This window comes from Methylotuvimicrobium sp. KM1, assembly GCF_044788715.1.
Lineage (GTDB): Bacteria > Pseudomonadota > Gammaproteobacteria > Methylococcales > Methylomonadaceae > Methylotuvimicrobium.
On sequence record NZ_CP173170.1, the window covers coordinates 1122320 to 1138333 of the forward strand.

Annotated in this window: 14 protein-coding genes; 10 read left to right on the top strand and 4 right to left on the bottom strand. The window is 44.7% G+C overall.

All coding sequences use genetic code 11. The features are described from left to right. Positions 1-6: 6 nt before the first annotated feature. Together tusD and tusC are read left to right on the top strand one after the other, a co-directional pair. Entirely contained in the window at positions 7-396 is a 390-nt protein-coding gene (tusD, locus tag ACINK7_RS04880) for a sulfurtransferase complex subunit TusD (RefSeq protein WP_404360171.1), read from the top strand. Positions 397-399: 3 nt separating this feature from the next. After that, positions 400-759 (top strand): sulfurtransferase complex subunit TusC, encoded by a 360-nt coding sequence (gene tusC / locus ACINK7_RS04885; RefSeq protein ID WP_404360172.1) that lies wholly within the window; start codon positions 400-402, stop codon positions 757-759. A 130-nt stretch (positions 760-889) separates the two neighbouring features. Here the strand turns inward: tusC and ACINK7_RS04890 are convergent, their stop codons facing one another. Both ACINK7_RS04890 and ACINK7_RS04895 read right to left on the bottom strand, forming a co-directional pair. Then, positions 890-2656, bottom strand: a complete 1767-nt coding sequence (locus ACINK7_RS04890) for an AMIN domain-containing protein (RefSeq protein ID WP_404360173.1) — start codon at positions 2654-2656, stop codon at positions 890-892. Positions 2657-3144: 488 nt separating this feature from the next. After that, a complete protein-coding gene (locus ACINK7_RS04895) occupies positions 3145-3924 on the bottom strand; it encodes an outer membrane lipoprotein-sorting protein (protein WP_404360174.1) in 780 nt (259 codons plus the stop codon). 956 nt (positions 3925-4880) lie between these two features. On the opposite strand from ACINK7_RS04895, the gene ACINK7_RS04900 reads away from it, so the two are divergent. The 4 genes from ACINK7_RS04900 to ACINK7_RS04915 all read left to right on the top strand — a co-directional run bounded on the left by ACINK7_RS04900 (position 4881) and on the right by ACINK7_RS04915 (position 8284). Beyond that, positions 4881-5192: a nucleotidyltransferase family protein gene (locus ACINK7_RS04900; protein WP_404360175.1), complete on the top strand. Its 312-nt coding sequence runs from the start codon at positions 4881-4883 to the stop codon at positions 5190-5192. 113 nt (positions 5193-5305) lie between these two features. Beyond that, positions 5306-5554 (top strand): type II toxin-antitoxin system Phd/YefM family antitoxin, encoded by a 249-nt coding sequence (locus ACINK7_RS04905; RefSeq protein ID WP_404360176.1) that lies wholly within the window; start codon positions 5306-5308, stop codon positions 5552-5554. A gap of 28 nt (positions 5555-5582) precedes the next feature. Continuing rightward, positions 5583-5936 carry a type II toxin-antitoxin system VapC family toxin gene (locus ACINK7_RS04910; RefSeq protein ID WP_404360177.1) on the top strand — a complete coding sequence of 118 codons (354 nt, stop codon included), beginning with the start codon at positions 5583-5585 and terminating at the stop codon, positions 5934-5936. A gap of 650 nt (positions 5937-6586) precedes the next feature. Beyond that, positions 6587-8284, top strand: coding sequence for a tetratricopeptide repeat protein (locus ACINK7_RS04915; protein ID WP_404360178.1), 1698 nt, complete (start codon positions 6587-6589; stop codon positions 8282-8284). Positions 8285-8362: 78 nt separating this feature from the next. Here the strand turns inward: ACINK7_RS04915 and ACINK7_RS04920 are convergent, their stop codons facing one another. Then, on the bottom strand, positions 8363-9220 hold the full coding sequence (locus tag ACINK7_RS04920) for a PEP-CTERM sorting domain-containing protein (protein WP_404360179.1): 858 nt from the start codon (positions 9218-9220) through the stop codon (positions 8363-8365). A 262-nt stretch (positions 9221-9482) separates the two neighbouring features. On the opposite strand from ACINK7_RS04920, the gene ACINK7_RS04925 reads away from it, so the two are divergent. From ACINK7_RS04925 to ACINK7_RS04940, 4 genes are all read left to right on the top strand, one after another. After that, positions 9483-10352, top strand: a complete 870-nt coding sequence (locus tag ACINK7_RS04925) for an alpha/beta fold hydrolase (protein WP_404360180.1) — start codon at positions 9483-9485, stop codon at positions 10350-10352. A gap of 9 nt (positions 10353-10361) precedes the next feature. After that, on the top strand, positions 10362-11222 hold the full coding sequence (locus ACINK7_RS04930) for a ThiF family adenylyltransferase (protein ID WP_404360181.1): 861 nt from the start codon (positions 10362-10364) through the stop codon (positions 11220-11222). A gap of 558 nt (positions 11223-11780) precedes the next feature. Then, a complete protein-coding gene (locus ACINK7_RS04935) occupies positions 11781-13703 on the top strand; it encodes an RND family transporter (RefSeq protein WP_404360182.1) in 1923 nt (640 codons plus the stop codon). Positions 13704-13777: 74 nt separating this feature from the next. Continuing rightward, positions 13778-14716: a hypothetical protein gene (locus tag ACINK7_RS04940; RefSeq protein ID WP_404360183.1), complete on the top strand. Its 939-nt coding sequence runs from the start codon at positions 13778-13780 to the stop codon at positions 14714-14716. A gap of 35 nt (positions 14717-14751) precedes the next feature. Here the strand turns inward: ACINK7_RS04940 and ACINK7_RS04945 are convergent, their stop codons facing one another. After that, positions 14752-15486: a PEP-CTERM/exosortase system-associated acyltransferase gene (locus ACINK7_RS04945; protein WP_404360185.1), complete on the bottom strand. Its 735-nt coding sequence runs from the start codon at positions 15484-15486 to the stop codon at positions 14752-14754. Between the last annotated feature and the right edge of the window lie 528 nt (positions 15487-16014).

Sequence of the window (16014 nt, forward strand, 5' to 3'; positions counted from 1 at the left end):
CAAAATATGAAATTCGCCATTCAAATCAACAGTAGTCCCACTGAGTCAAGCAGTGCCTATCATGCTTACCGATTTGTTTGCTCAGTATTGGCCGAAGGGCATTCGGTATTTCGCGTATTTTTTTATCATGAAGGGATTTACCATGCCTTCAATTGTGCGATGCCTCCCGACGACGAACTTAATTTTCCGAAACTGTGGAGTGCGTTGGCAAAACAATACGCTATCGATCTGGTAGTTTGCATTTCCGCTGCGCAAAGGCGTGGGTTGCTACATGCCGACGAAGCTAGCCGAGTCGGCAAACAGGATAACGATTTAGCCGACGGTTTTCGTATTTCCGGCCTAGGACAATGGGTCGAAGCAACCCTCGAAGCGGACCGTTGCATCGTGTTCGGGTAGTTTATGCATAAGAAATTTCTGTTTGTCTTGCGTAAACCTCCTTTCAATGGAGTCTCGGTGCAAGAGACGCTAGATAGCGTATTGACGATCGCGGCATTCGATCAAGCGGTTAGCCTATTGTTACTGGACGACGGCGTTTTTCAACTGAAGAATGGGCAGCAGCCGGAACGCTTTGGCATGAAGGATACCGCGGCTGTGTTTGGCGCGTTAGAAATTTACGATATTCACGATATCCGGGGCGAAGTCGAGTCGTTGCAGGAGCGCGGCTTGAAGCCGGGCGACTTAAGTTTGCCGGTGCGAGAGATCTATCGCAAAGATGTGGCTGCGTATATGAAAGAATTCGATGTGATTCTTGCGGGCTAATTTCATCGGACCATCGCTGCGAACACGCCTATAAAGTAACATGGGCAAGCGCCGTGACGCTGGGGCATCTAGGATGGGGTGCTGCGGAGTGTTCTTCGATCGTAGAATGCGCACTGCGCACCCTTTTCTTCTAAAAATGATATTTAAGCTGAAAGCGTACGTGGTCGTCGGCGCTGAACATGATTAACGGGTCGGTGACCGGGATTCCTCGGAATAATCGGACTTGAAGGTCCGCAGTCCAGTCGTTGCCGATGCGCCTACTGGCTTCGATGTTGTATATTTTGGAGTTTTGAGTGCGGTCGAATATGACGCCGGCAAGCAGCTGGGTGTTTTGAATATCGTTAAAGCCCAGGCGGACTGCGGCTAAGAAGTCGTCTTGAAATAGGGCTTGTTGGGTCAATGCCTGAAAGTTATTGTAACCTCGGCTGTCGTACATGTATTCGGTTATCAGCCCTAGGTCGACGCCCGATTCGAAGAGGTCGAAGAATGTATATTCGACCCCTCCAGTCGCCGCGTAGAATCGGTCGCCCTGACCCGAGCGCATTAATGCTTCGAGCTTCCATAGCCAGCTGCCTTTGATCGTTTGAACATCGATGCTGGTTTGATTGATGTTTTCATAAAGCGGGATGATTCGTTCAATTTCGCCTAACTGATTAAAGCGAGGGAGCATCGTCGGTTGGCGGGCGGTGCCGTAAAAATGAGCGAGTCCGACATCCCAATCGCCGAAGGAATGAGAATATCTCCCGGCGTAAGCCAAGTGTTTTTCGACGCCTTCTCTTTCAAATTGGGCGTCTCCGACTGAGGTCACCGGGTGCGTTCTTAAACGGCCCTCGTGTCCGGCAAAGGTTCTTTCGCGGAAACCGGTCAGTAAAAACAAATCGATGGTGCCCCAGTCTTGAATCAAGGCAAGATTGATCATCGGTTGGCCGAGTTTTTGTTCGCCGTCGATGTTTTCGACAAAGTCGGCTTGATTGATGATGTCGATCAGATGAAAGCCTTCGGTGACGCCCCAAAATACTTGACGGAAGCCGACTCGTAGTTCCCAGTCGTAGGCGGCTTTTAGCCACGTTAATTCGCGGATGTCGAAATGGGTGCGGCGGCTGTCGTGTTGCGAGTAACGATAAAAAGGCGAGAAAGCAAAGCTTTGCGATCCATTATCCCAGCTGCGATAGATTTCTGGGTTTATCGCGCCGGAAATATAGTGGCTATGTTGTTGATTGTCTTGCGGGGTTTGAAAAAAACCCAGGCTTTCCACTTCGGCATAGCCGGAAATTTCCCAATCGGATATCAAGTCGTTAAAAAACGATTCGTCGCCCGATGCGCCGATCCGGTTTTCTTCGAAATTCCTAGGATACGAGTTCTTGGTAGGCTGTTGGGGCGCGATTAAATCGTATTTTTTGGGTTCGCCGCTTGAGACTGTATCATTCGATGGTGCGAATGTAATCGGGTTTTGTTCCCGGGCTAAAGCCGCTGTGTCTGTTAGGATGATCCGATACGAGCCGTGGGCGTTTGAATCCGTATCCGTATCGAGAGTGTATCCGTGTGTGCCGGTTTGATTTTTTAAATCGAATACAAGCCGGAGCTTGTTTTTATTGTGAGGCGAGCTGCGTAAGCGTTGAAAATACGGATGATCGGATGATGGCTGGCTAAGTGGTGCCGAAGGTTTCAAGTCTTTTAAATCGAGTACTAGGCGAGGCGGATTGTCGAGTAGAAATGCCTTGAATTCGGGTGTTTTCCGGTTCCCACGCTCTTCCGTATGAACGATGCTAAGATCTATCACGGCTTGACGGGGTGCCGATTGATAGGCAATCGAATCCAACACTATTTGTTGTGCATCAGCTTCCGAAAATGCCAAGCAAGTTGCCAAGCTAATATATTTAAGTCGGGTGTTGTGCATAAGATTTTTAGTGTTGTTGCCTAATAGACTTCTTGGGTGCTCTTGTATTGTAATATTTCAGCCTCCTGTATTAAAGCCGGTTAGTAGCCGGGTTTTTTCCAAGCGGAAGCTTGGTAAATAGCAGGATAACTTCCACCTCCCACATGGTTCTCATGCAGAACGCTCATCGTTGTACATAAGTCGTGTATAACCATCTTGCCATTTTAGCCAATGAGGCCTCGATATCATTTATTTTTGCCTAACGCACTCGGCTTTCCCTCACCTAGCGTTAGGTGAGGGACGATCAGGGGATCGCTCCCACAGAGTATCCGACCCCTTGTGGGAGCGACGCCTTCGTCGCGATTTCGAAGCCACTGCCGTTCAATATCCGCAGATTTATTAGATGAGCGCAGAGAGTGGGAATAATATACGCAAATGGGTTAAATAATGGCGCTAATGCGTTAATTGTATGCAATTTCCTAACATCCTCGACGAAGTATAATTGAAAACTAGCGCGCGCGCTTTAAAGTATTTTGATCGAAATCGCGCTCGGTGAGTCCGGTGCGAAATTCGATGCTCTCAATCAATAGGCTGGTACTTTTGCCGTTTTGATGATTGGTCATCAACATATCGTGTGCTCGCCAGTATTGGTCGAGGTGTTGACGATAATCTTTGTTTTCTAGCGTCTTCAATAGGGCGTTTCTTCTGTCGTAATATTCGACTTTTAATGGGATATAGCGATCCTTGTCTATCCACGATATCTGCCGGGTATATCCGGAATGTTCATATTGAGGATCAAGTTCGACAACGAAGCAATCAATGCTGTCTACTGCTTCGTCGCGAAGGTAGCGGTACTCATACTTCGGAATTTCAAACGATGTCAAATCCTCGAATGCAAATTCGCTGCCGAGAAAGGGGCCCGATTTGTTGTTCGACGAAATACGTCTAACTCTTCTCAATGCCGGTAAATATAGCCATTGATCGTCCGGTTCGAGCGCATGGGTATAACTTAAAAAAGCCGTTCCTCGCACATCGCCCGGGCTATCGAAAATAGTCAGGCTTTTGTCACCGTCGCCGGTGACTTCTAACGTGTTGATTCTGAGTAGGCGAACGGCTTCGCCCCCGCTTCGGGTTCTTAGGATCATTTTCATTTCGGCTTGGCTGTCTTGCCAGCCTTTATTGCGTTTGACCATTTCTTCGATGATTTGCAAGCCTTTTTCTTGATCGTTTTGCGCTAGACACTGCGATGTAATGAAGAAAAGACCAAGTAGTAAAAGTATGTTTTTCATTTTTAATGCCAAGGTGAGTTTTTGAATAAATCCCCTTTGCTCGCTAAATTCGGCGCTGGGGGACTCGTCAAAGATCCGGTATCAAAATTACCGAAGATTATTAATGATAGTCCATGACCGATGGAATTAAGTTGCTAGGTAACGCCATCTTTAGCCGACCGGACCTGGTTGCCTTGTTCTCCGAGAAGAGCTCGTTCGTGTCGCTTAAGGATAGGGTGCTTTTTATACCGCTGTCAGGAATTTTTACACTGAAGTAAGCAATGAAACCGCTTCTGTTTTTTTGCGGATGCTGATAAATCTGTCAGGTAGTGTAGGCAACGAATAATTTTAGCTCGGGGTAGGAAGGGGTAGATTAGCTAAATAAATCTCCCTTTGTCAAAGGAAGATGTCAAAATATCAACGGGTTTGAAAAACAGGGCGCTCAATATTCATAGGCGCCAACTTAAGGAAAAAGCGCGTCATTCCGCCAGGGATGGCAATGCGTAACATTCCATCTATGTTCCCATCGATATGGACAACCCATGGCGAGATAGAACAAATTGATCATAGGCAAACCATGGCCTGTCCTTAAAATTGTAAATGTAGCCTCGTAAACTTAATGTAGTTGCCGACCTCGTGCCTGGGAAGGGAAGGCCGTCGCGCGGGCGAGTTGAGAATGGAAGGCATACTTGCGGACTGTCGTTTGTATTCAGTGGCTCCTTGAAAAAGAGGGGATGAGGAGATTTTTAAAATAAATCTCCTTTGTCATAGGGGCTCGGCGGGACGGGTTATTTAACCCGTCCCCAACGTTTCGGTATGCCCTAAATGTTTCGGTATACTTTGGCTATACTCTAAACGTCCTTGGTAAGGGGTAAAGTATTAAATAAACCCGCCCCCTTTTTTGAAAAAGCTTTTTGGCCGAAGCATTGCTGCGGTAGAATCGTCGGACGCATCTAACCAGACAGAGGAGATACTGCATGCATCTCGCTATCCAGCAATATCAGCCCGCCATCGCCGAACTGTGCCGGCGTTACCACGTTCGCAAACTGGAGGTGTTCGGTTCTGCCGCGCGCGGTAGCGATTTCGACCTAGCCTTGAGCGATGCCGATTTTTTGGTGGAATTTGCCAGCGAAGGACAAGCGCCCTCCTTGCATACCTTTTTTGGCTTACGTCGGGAACTGGGGCAACTTATTGGCCGTGAGGTGGATCTGGCCGAAACCGCTGCTCTCCGCAACCCTTACGTGCGCGCCAAAATCGAACAAGGCCGAGAGTTGGTTTATGCAGCGTGATGCCCGCGCCTTTTTGTGGGACGCCTGCTCCGCAGCCGAAGCCATTCTGGAATTTGTGGCCGGTAAATTGATTTGAGTGATTAGCTAGACTAGGTGCTTTTAAGGAGAATGTAATGCAAACTGTAAATATGTTACAAGCCAAGTCTTCTCTGTCCCGCTTAGTAGAAGCCATTGAGCAAGGGCAAGAGCGTGAAATAGTGATTGCGAGGAATGGCCGCCCAGCTGCTAAGCTTGTTCCGATAGATACTGCGCCATCCGGGAAGCGGATTGGAGTAGCAAAAGGCTTGTTCGTGGTGCCGGACAGCATTGATACACATAACGACGAAGTGGCTCGGTTGTTCATGGGCGAGGTGCAAAATTGAATCTGCTGCTGGATACTCACGTTGCACTATGGGCTTCACGGATAACTCAAAACTGTCACAAAATGCGCGTGATTTGATTGCATTGCCCAAAGCAACCGTTTGGGTCAGCGCGGCGAATGTCTGGGAAATTGCAATCAAGCACTCGCTAGGTCGAGGCGACATGCCGGTTTCTAGCCGAGACGCGATGCGCTATTTTCAGGAATCTGGATATCGCTTCCTCGCTGTTGAGGCGGAACATACGATAGCGGTCGAAGAACTGCATTTACATCACCAAGACCCGTTCGACCGCATACTTATCGCTCAGGCGCTCGGAGAACCGATGCGTTTAATGACTCACGATACCTTGGTAGCGCTCTATAACGACACAATTATCAAGACTTAAATTTGATTAGAGAAAAAGGCAGAAAAGGGGGCCGGGTCTGAGGTATCCCCACAAAACGCTCGTTCCCACGCAGAGCATCACTGCCATTAAGTTAAGGGAAACCCGTCATTCCGCCATGGACTGGCGGAATCCAGTGCCATGGATGGCAAGCTTTTGAGGCACATTAGAGCCTGAATGCAAGCATTACTTATCTCTGTGACGGCTTAACTTAATGGCAGTGGCGCAGAGCGTAGGAACGATGATAAAAAATAAATATATCTATCAACCAATTTTCAGCCAAAAAATTGTTTTATTTGGCTATTTCGTGGGGATACCTCAGGGGCCGGGTAAATTATTAATTCAACCTGACCCCTTTTTCTGACAAACCTGTTTCCTTATTTATCTGTGCCGCGCTCTCAGGCAGGTTCAAGAGCAGCTATTAGCAAAACGTAAGGTAGATCAAATTATGAGACGTACGAATGTTAAGGCAATTTTATTGCCGGGTTAACTTAGTGGTATTAAGGGCTGGTCCATTGTTTGTTAAATTTTATCAATTGTAAATAATAAGCCTCCTGTCAACCGCGTAAATATAGATCATGAATCAAAATATTAATGCAGCAAAAAATAAATAGTTCCGACTTAATTTTCATTCAACTTTTGGGGATAGTTAAATGCGTTTAATTAATTTTAGATATTGCAAGATAAAGATACTTCTCGGCGCTGCTATGATGGCGAGTGGATTTGTCGTAAATGCAGCGAAGTATGATGTCCATGACTTAGAAAAAGACAACTTTTTTTCATTGGACGAACCGATGTTCGATGGTAGAACTCAAGATTTTTTATCGGAACCTGAAGGCTTTGAGAAACAAAATGAATTGCATATTCGGCAAGAAATGCTTTCTATTCTCCAAAAAGCTAATAATAATCAGTTGGCTGAAGCAAAAAAGCAAGTCCAGGATTTAATCAATAAAAACCCTAATGTCGTCGATTTATTTATGTTGAAGGCGGCGATTGAGCTAAAAGAGAAAAATTTTCCTTCAGCTAAAGCGAGTTTAAGGCAAGCTTTAAATATCGACAAAAGCAAACAGGCTGCAATATTAGGTTTGGCTTCGATTGAATATCAGGAAGGAAATGTTTCGAAGGCAAAGCAGTTTATAGAACAAGCTCTTGCAGCTAATGATAAATTGGCTGATCCATATTTGTTGTTGTTACAAATCGAGGCTGATAATAATAACCCCGACAACATAAAGGAGGTAATCGATAAAGCGCTGAACAAGATTAAAGGGAGTGTTGATGAAGAAGCGAAGATGATTTTGAATGCAAGTAAATTTTATGTTCGTATAGGACAGTCGCAGAAAGCTTTGTCGCATGCTCAGAATTTAGTCGATCGTCATCAAGATAGTACAGTCGCATTGTCGCTATTGGCGTCAATTCAAATAATGAGTAATCAAGGCGATGAGGCTATCAAGACTTTACGAAAAATAATTAATATTGACCGGCAAGATGTGCGAAGCCGGATGCTTTTAGCAAACATACTAGTTAGGAGAGGAGAAGAGGGGGCTGAAGTCATTGATTTGATGAGGCAGGCGTCCGAAATATCGCCAAAAAATCTTCAGCTTAAGATTCAGTCTGTCGACTTGATGATTCAATTGCAACGTTTCGATGAGGCGTTGGCTATTGCTAAGCGCGTAGCAGAGGTTGTGCCTAAAAGCGGTCTTGGCAAGTCTATGGAGGGTGATGTTTATTTGGCGCAAAGAGATCTTGAGAAAGCTTATGCCGCCTATTCGGAAGCTTACAACATGCAGCCTAATGAAAAGTTGCTAGGAACGATAGTGGATCTTTTGGGTACTCAAGGAAAACAAGATGAAGCGTTAAGTTTGCTCAAAAGCGAATTGCAGAAAAACGATAAAAATATGATGGCACATATAAGAATGGCCGGATTTGCGCGGCAACGAGAAGATTATGCTGAGGAGGAAAAGCATTATAAGGCCGCTTTAAGTGTTCAGCCCGAAAATCCATTTATACTCAACAATTTAGCATGGCTGTATTACGAGAAAGCTAATCCGAAAGCGCTTGAGCTTTCCCGAAAAGCATTTCAATTAGCGCCGAAGAATGGTGATATCGCCGATACTTTAGGGGTAATATTATTACAGCAAGGCAAAATCGATGAGGCTGCGGTTGTGCTCGAAAAAGCTGTTGAATTGAAATCGGACGATTTGAATATCAAATACCACTTAGCAAAGGCTTATGTAGCCGAGGGAAATCGAAAAGAAGCCGAAAAGATTTTAATAGAGCTTCTTCAGACTGATGCTATCTTTGAGTCAAAAGAAAAAGCAGGGCTATTGCTGGAAGAAATAAAAAAGCATTAAAAACATAAAATAAAACGAAAGAAAAAAGCCCTCGTTATGAGGGCTTTTGTTTTTCTGTATGGTAAAAGCAACTAAGAATTAAGCGGCTTTTTTGCGTAGTTTTGCACCGAAACCCAATAAACCCAAACCTAAAAGTGCGACGGTTGAGGGTTCTGGAACGGCTTGGAATGTAACGCTGCCGTCGTGGTTACTAGTAATGGTGATACCTTCTGGATTTCCATTGCCGTCATCTCCAAATGGAGTGACGGTTGCGAGAGCGGGGTTAGTATTTTGATCGACGATAAAGACGATTTCGAGCGGTGGAACTTGCTGCCAAGCATCGTAAAAAGATGTGCCGTCAGCCAGACGGAACAGATCCTCAAATCCGGCGTCGACATTTGTAAAATCAACAAGGCCTCTAAGCTCCAGGTTAGCACCGCCGGTTAAGGCGCTGCTAGTTACTTCTAAATCCATGAAGTTGTTAAAAGTCGTTCCGTCGAGAGAGTAGAGCATTTCGATAGTTCCGCTGGTATAGTTCAGCGTTGGAAAGGTGCCTGCAAAGCCGTTGACAGTACCTGCCAAATTGGTGAAAGAAAAGCTGAGTATCCAGTCGTCACCAAAGCCGTTATCGGCAAAGCCTGTTCCGCCAAGAGTTTCGCCAGGGTTAAGGGAAGTAATGCTATTGAACGGTAAAGTACCAACGGCCAGTCCGCCGGATGTGATGATGCTGTCGCCGACTTGAATTCCAGCAACAGGGTTGCTGAAAAAGATATCGGTGGACGATTGATATTTAACCGTCATTTCATCTTTCAGGGATGTACTTGTAGCATTGACTTTAGTCGGCGGCGCGGTATCGGGAGCAAAATTAACGCCATTGTCGATGTAGAACTGACCGGCTTGCGCTGTCGAAGTCCCGGCAGCAATCAGAGCGGATACTGCTAATAGTTTAAAGTTCATGGTTTTTCTCCAAAAGTTATAGAATTGTCTCAAGGTAAAAAATTGGCACTGCATAGTACTATGCGGTCTGTCAGTATTAAGCAGGATCCATGCCTGAATTTTTATATCATTGATAATATGGGTATATATCTAGTTGGATGTGGTTTTGGTTGATCGCGGCAACGCAGATTGTAAAAAAAATCGACATATTTGCCCAATTGGTTGTTAACTTACATAGCAAGTTGTAATTTGTTGAAATTGAAAGAACGATCTTTAGGCGGTTATGCTTTGGAATACTAGTGATTTAAAGTTCAATACAGGTTACGGTCAAAAAACCGTAAATTTGCAGTCGCATATGACGACTTACATCGAGTTAGGGCAGGGGGTTCCTTTAATCCTGATTCATGGATTTCCCTTCGATAGTCGGCTTTGGTTTCAAAATTTAGAGATCCTCTCCGCTAAGTTTAAGGTCTATGCAATCGATTTATGGGGATTTGGGCAAAGTTCGCGTAATGTAAAAAAACCTGACTATCGTCTTTATTCCGAGCAATTGCTTGCATTTACTAATTATCTTGGATTACAACGCGTTCATTTAGTTGGGCATTCGCTTGGGGGTGGTGTTTGCATCAAGTTTGCACAAGATCATCGAGATCGTATTGATAAGTTGGTTTTGGTTGCGAGCGCCGGTTTGCCGGTAAAGCAAACATTTACGGTCCGTTTTATGAAATGGCCGGGTGTTGGCGAATGTATGTTGAATTTCCCGGGGGGGTTTGTTCGAAAAAAAATGTTGATCGATTATTTTATATACGATCAAGGTATTTTGACAGATGCTGTGTTCGAAAGTTTGTTTTTGAGTCATCGGATAGCGGGAACGACGTGTCAGATTTTGTCTGTCATGCGTAGTGATTTTCCCAATGCGTTGGAACAAGAGATTGCGCGGCTTGCGTCATTTTCAATTCCGACCCAGTTGATATGGGGACAGCACGACAAGAGTATTCCTGTTGAAATAGGTCTACAATTTAAGGCAATGCTGCCGGTAGCGGAATGGCATGTGCTAGATAAGTCCGGCCATCTTCCGCAATTAGAGCAGGCGGAATATTTTAATCGGGTAGTGTTAAATTTTTTGACACCGCCGCATAATGAGGGGGAATAGGGGATAACTATGGTCGAATTCAATTATGACGAAGCTTTTTCCCGCAATATCGGTTGGGTGACGCGAGAGGAATTCAAGCTGCTAAAAAATAAAAAAATTGCTGTCGGCGGTTTAGGCGGTGTCGGAGGGAGTCATTTGATTGTATTGGCGAGGATGGGAATAGGCCGTTTCCACATTTCCGACTTGGATACCTTCGAACTTGCCAATTTTAACCGTCAATACGGCGCGTCCATGAGTACTTTGGGGCAACCGAAATCGGAAGTCATGGAACGGACGATTCGAGATATCAACCCGGAGGCCGAAATCGTCAATTTCAAACAAGGCATTACGCTTGAAAATCTGGACGATTTTTTAAAGGATGTCGATATTTACGTCGATAGCTTGGATATTTTTGCGTTGGACATTCGGCGTGCCGTATTTGCACGTTGTTATGAGTTGGGGATTCCGACGATTACCGCCGCGCCGATGGGTATGGGGACGGCAATGCTGGTGTTTATGCCGGGGAAAATGAGTTTCGAGCAATATTTTGCGCTGGATGGTTATTCGTTTGAAGAGCAAATCATGCGCTTTGTAATCGGAGTGTCGCCGACTGTGATGCAAAGGAAATACCTGGTAGAGCGGACTTCGGTCAATTTTTTGAAGAAAAAAGTGCCGTCGACGCCGATGGGTATTGAGTTGGCTGCCGGCGTGGCTTGTACGAATGTATTGAAAATTCTACTAAATCGAGGCGATGTTATTTGCGCGCCTTGGGGTTTGCATTTCGATGCCTATCGTAATCAGTTGAAAAAAACTTGGCGACCCGGCGGCAATCGCAATCCGTTGCAGCGCTTGATGTTTTGGCGGCTGAAGCAATTGCTTGGGGTGGAATGATGTATTGGCGTTTTCAGTTTCGACTAATCTATTATGTATCGTTGAAATATTACGCCATGTCCAAATGAAGATTACTATTTGCGTTAAGCTGTCCAAGGCTCTGAAGTTTGTTTCCCGGCGGGTATAGGCCTTTAGTAGAAGCAATTGACTAATCGGTTCGTTTTTTGAAATGTTTAGGAGAAGTTGAGCATGCGCAATGACACAAGCGTATCGCGGTCGATGTTGTTTATAGTCGAGCGTCCTTGGATAACGGTAGTGTTTTGTTTTGTTATCGTGCTTATTTCGGCGCTAGGGATGCCCCGCTTGACGTTCGATAACGATTACCGGTCTTTATTCGGCGAAGACAATCCTCAATTGCTGGCGTTCGATAAAATTCAGTCGACTTATAACAAAAGCGATAATGTGTTGTTTGTAATCGCGCCATCCGGTAATGATGTCTTTACTCCGGAGGTATTGTCGGCAATTGCGCTATTAACCGAAAAAGCATGGCAACTGCCATTTTCGAGTCGAGTCGATTCGATTACTAACTTTCAACACACGAGCATCTCGGATGGCGAGTTGGTCGTTGCTGATTTAGTGCTGGATCCCGGTGATATCAGTAGTAGCGACTTAGGCGAAATTAAAAAGATCGCGCTTAATGAACCCTTATTAGTAAACCGTTTGGTGTCTCGACAAGGGCATGTGGCGGGTGTGAATGTGACTGTTCAGTTACTCGAATTAGACCCGATGGAGGTTACTGAGGTGGCGGCGGCAGCACGAGGCATGGCCGAGGAAATTAAGACTTTGTACCCGAAGCTTGAGATTCATTTGACCGGCATGGTAATGATGAATAATGCGTTTGTCGAGTCTACATTGGCTGATAGTCAAAAGATGACGCCGATTATGTACGGCATGATTATATTGGTATTGCTACTTTCCTTGCGCTCCTTTAGCGCAACCTTCGGTTCGATTTTGCTTATCATTTTTTCCCTATTGGCGGTTATGGGATTTTTTGGATGGTTGCGTTGGCCGATTACACCGGTATCGGTAACGGCGCCAACCATTATCATGACAATGGCGGTGGCTGATTGCGTTCATCTCTTAGTGGCGATGCTTCAGAATATGAGGCAGGGACAGGCTAAAAAAGAAGCACTGTTAGATAGTTTGAAAATCAATTTTAAGCCCATGTTGTTAACGAGTATAACAACTGCGATCGGGTTTTTAAGCATGAATTTTAGTGATGCGCCGCCTTTTAGGGATTTGGGTAATATTGTGGCATGTGGGGTACTTGTTGCCTTTTTGTTAACAATGACTATCTTGCCAGCAATAATGATGATTTTGCCGGTGAGGGTAAAGCGCTGTGATGCATCAAAACAAAATTGGATGGATAAATTGGCTCTGTGGGTTATTCGGCGGCACAAGTTTCTTTTGGTAGTCAACGGCGGATTGGTTTTGATATTGACGTCAATGGTGGCGCTGAATGAGTTGAATGACGAGTTCGTCAAGTATTTCGATGAAACGGTCGAATTTAGGCGCGCTACCGATTTTCTCGATCAAGAAATGGGTGGGTTTTATACTATCGAGATTGCTTTATCGGTCAGTGAAGAAGGCGGCTTGAATGAACCCCTGGTTCTGGAAAAAGTTGAACAATTGAGTCAATGGTTACAGCAACAGCCCGAAGTGTTGCATGTAAATAGTATCACCGATACCTTTAAGCGTTTGAATCAGAATATGCACGACGGTAGTCAGGACGAATATAAACTGCCGGCTGCACGAGATTTGGCGGCACAATATTTGTTGATGTATGAAATGTCCTTGCCGTACGGTTTAGATTTAAATGACCAGGTTAACATCGATAAATCCGGAACTCGGATGATTGCAACATTGAAAAGCTTGAGCTCAAATGAAATGTTAGTTGTGGAATCGCGTTTGCATAATTGGTTGAAAACTAATATGCCTGATATTGATGCCGAAGTTGCTAGCCCGGTTTTAATGTTTTCTCATATTGGCAAGCGGAATATTGCCAGCATGATGGGAGGGACTTTACTGGCATTGGTGTTGATTTCCTTCATTTTGGTTGGCGCATTTCGGTCGTTTAAATTAGGTTTGTTGAGCTTAGTGCCAAACTTAGCGCCTGCCGGTGTTGCATTTGGCGTTTGGGCTTTGATAGATGGGAATGTTGGGCTCGGTTTGTCGATTGTGACGGGAATGACGTTGGGAATTGTCGTCGATGATACTGTGCATTTCATCAGTAAATATCGTCATGCTAGGGTTGAGCGAGAGGCCTCCTGTGATGAGGCGGTGCGTTATGCTTTTTCAACGGTAGGCAGTGCAATGTGGGTCACTTCGGTGGTTTTAATTAGTGGGTTCGCTGTCTTGAGTTTTTCGCATTTTACAGTGAATTCGGACATGGGTTTATTAACTGCAATTACAATAGGAATTGCTTTGTTCATGGATTTGTTATTGCTCCCGCCCATTTTAATGGGTCTGGATAGGAAGTAAATTGATCGTTGCTTTCGGTTACGAATTGTTCGTCTTACGCTGATTTACACACAGATAAGGGAAAACTATTTTCAATGTTACACACTGCTGCTAACCCTAAGGCCTTACAACAGATCCACATTGATGTCGTTCGTAATGCCACCGACGATTTTAATTTATTTCACGATGCGGAATATTGGCGGCGGATTCGAAATAATCCGTTTAAAGGGCCGATCGCTTTGGGATTTCAATTGGAATCGATGGTCGAGCACGAGTTTGTGCGCTATCGGCAAGGTACTAATGAAAATGAATTGATCGACGAATACAATTTACGTTTTAGTAATTATCAATTTTCCTTCGTCAATGCGGTTAAGCCCGGGCAGGCGGTTGACATTGATATCAAGAAGCCTCAATTCAATCCGGATGGGGAGGGCATTCTCAGTCATCGCGTCAGTGTGAAAGCCGACGGTCAATTGGCTTTGGTGGGTTATAAGAAAGAATCTTCAGCGCCGTTGTTTTTAAATAACCCGGAGTCTCTTCAATTCGATGGCTTAAATCGTTATCGGGACCGCAGTTTTTTGACGCCGAGCGGTTTTTTTCTGAAGCGTAAGTTTATGAATGTCAGTAATGCGAAAAATTTTTTGTGCGGCTCTTTGGCGGATCAGCGGCTTTATTTCGATGACATAACGGACACGGCGATTTTCCCTGAAATTTTTCCATGCAGTTTGATTTCATGCGCGCTGTTGGAGAAGGCAAAAATGGAATCGCTCGATTTTGAGAACCAACCGATGGTTTATACCACACATAAAATCAGTATCGACCGTAAGGTGTTGTCGACTATTTCGAGTAACGATGTCTTGAATATTTTGGTTAGGCGCGTTGATGACTTTGATAAAACGGCTCAATCGGTTGATGCGGAGTCTGTTCAGACTTACGAATGTTATGGTTTGGTCGAGGATGGGCTTATCTTATTTAGAGGATTGATCGGACTGACATCGTTGGATAGTATTTTGAAAAGTATCGGCGGTGCGTGACCTTGCGAATTTTTACGTTTTAATACCAGGCAGTTTTAGCTGGGTACGATGCTTGCTTTGATCCATTGATACAATTCTTTCAAATCGGGGTGCATGTGCGTCAAAGCCGATTCGGTGGTTATAAAGTAAGGGGCTCTTGTTCCATGGTAGTCGATATCTTGACCGGCTCGCTGAAACATAATCCCGGAACGGTGCATCAGGCGAGGCAAAAACGGCTCCATCATCGCGAATACGCTTGTCCGCTCGGTCGTTTCGGTGAGTACGGTAGCCGCTAAAAAGCAGGCAACGGCAATCAGGGAAAAAGTTCTTTGTTCTTGCCGAGAAAAATCAAGCGAGCTTGGTTCACCGAACCGGGTTGAATGTTCGCCCGGACGGCGTCTGAATATTCCGTCGACAGCGAGTCTTGAGATTTCACAGACATGTTGCCGGTCGAGCGCTAATTGTTCGATAAAGCTTTCGTCTAGACTATTCAGGCAATGTTTTTCAAAAGGTAGAGGGTCTTTTTTGCGGTTGTCGAAAGTTGGTACCAGGCGCACGCAACCGGCAGGTAAACCGCTATTTTGATGAATGATTAGGCAGTGTTTCGAGCGTTCGTCGAATTCGTCATATTCGAGTTCTTCCTTGTTCGGTTTTTCGTAATGAAATTCTTGGCAATAAACCCGGTAGCGGATTCCGAATGCCAAGTTTTTTTGTACTTGAGTCTCCGCGAGCTCGACTGAAAAGTAGCGCTCGAAGTTGTCTACTAAGGATTGTTTTTCATTATTATCCATTTACAGTCTCCGATTAGAGAGAGGCGCCATTAAATAAAATTTCCTGAGTGTCATTGTGTTTGCTTAAGTCACGGAAATGTCATTATTATCGTTTATTTTGAAAAGCACGTAAGCTTTAAGTTGGTTTGGAGAAGGAATTAACGGTATTTTCCGTTTGTTTTTATGCTCAGGCTTATTTCTAACTGTTTGCTTGTAGCGCCAGTTGAGTGGTTTGTCTTAACTTTTTTGTTTGATCTTGCTTGATTATATACAAATATCTAAAAGTTCTAGCTTTTTTCTATTTAGTGTAGAGGTCTTAGCAATTTTTTTGTTTTTTAAGCTGAGCTTAATAAGATAGGTTTATCGTATATCCTAAAATCTAGGCTTGGTACGAATTAGCGGTCGAAGCTGTTCTTATGCCTGAAATGCGAGGCCTTTAGGATCCTTTCTAAAGTTTAAGTTGGAAACTTCTTTGTAAGGCGCTATTAAGCCTGTATTCTAGCGAAAAGGATTGTTTGGGTTTTGCAAGGAGAAAAATAGATTGGCATA

Bases quoted from the DNA above. Each gene is read 5' to 3' on its own strand.
- tusD (WP_404360171.1), top strand. From the start codon at position 7: ATGAAATTCGCCATTCAAATCAACAGTAGTCCCACTGAGTCAAGCAGT.
- tusC (WP_404360172.1), top strand. From the start codon at position 400: ATGCATAAGAAATTTCTGTTTGTCTTGCGTAAACCTCCTTTCAATGGA.
- ACINK7_RS04890 (WP_404360173.1), bottom strand. From the start codon at position 2,656: ATGCACAACACCCGACTTAAATATATTAGCTTGGCAACTTGCTTGGCA.
- ACINK7_RS04895 (WP_404360174.1), bottom strand. From the start codon at position 3,924: ATGAAAAACATACTTTTACTACTTGGTCTTTTCTTCATTACATCGCAG.
- ACINK7_RS04900 (WP_404360175.1), top strand. From the start codon at position 4,881: ATGCATCTCGCTATCCAGCAATATCAGCCCGCCATCGCCGAACTGTGC.
- ACINK7_RS04905 (WP_404360176.1), top strand. From the start codon at position 5,306: ATGCAAACTGTAAATATGTTACAAGCCAAGTCTTCTCTGTCCCGCTTA.
- ACINK7_RS04910 (WP_404360177.1), top strand. From the start codon at position 5,583: ATGGGCTTCACGGATAACTCAAAACTGTCACAAAATGCGCGTGATTTG.
- ACINK7_RS04915 (WP_404360178.1), top strand. From the start codon at position 6,587: ATGCGTTTAATTAATTTTAGATATTGCAAGATAAAGATACTTCTCGGC.
- ACINK7_RS04920 (WP_404360179.1), bottom strand. From the start codon at position 9,220: ATGAACTTTAAACTATTAGCAGTATCCGCTCTGATTGCTGCCGGGACT.
- ACINK7_RS04925 (WP_404360180.1), top strand. From the start codon at position 9,483: ATGCTTTGGAATACTAGTGATTTAAAGTTCAATACAGGTTACGGTCAA.
- ACINK7_RS04930 (WP_404360181.1), top strand. From the start codon at position 10,362: ATGGTCGAATTCAATTATGACGAAGCTTTTTCCCGCAATATCGGTTGG.
- ACINK7_RS04940 (WP_404360183.1), top strand. From the start codon at position 13,778: ATGTTACACACTGCTGCTAACCCTAAGGCCTTACAACAGATCCACATT.
- ACINK7_RS04945 (WP_404360185.1), bottom strand. From the start codon at position 15,486: ATGGATAATAATGAAAAACAATCCTTAGTAGACAACTTCGAGCGCTAC.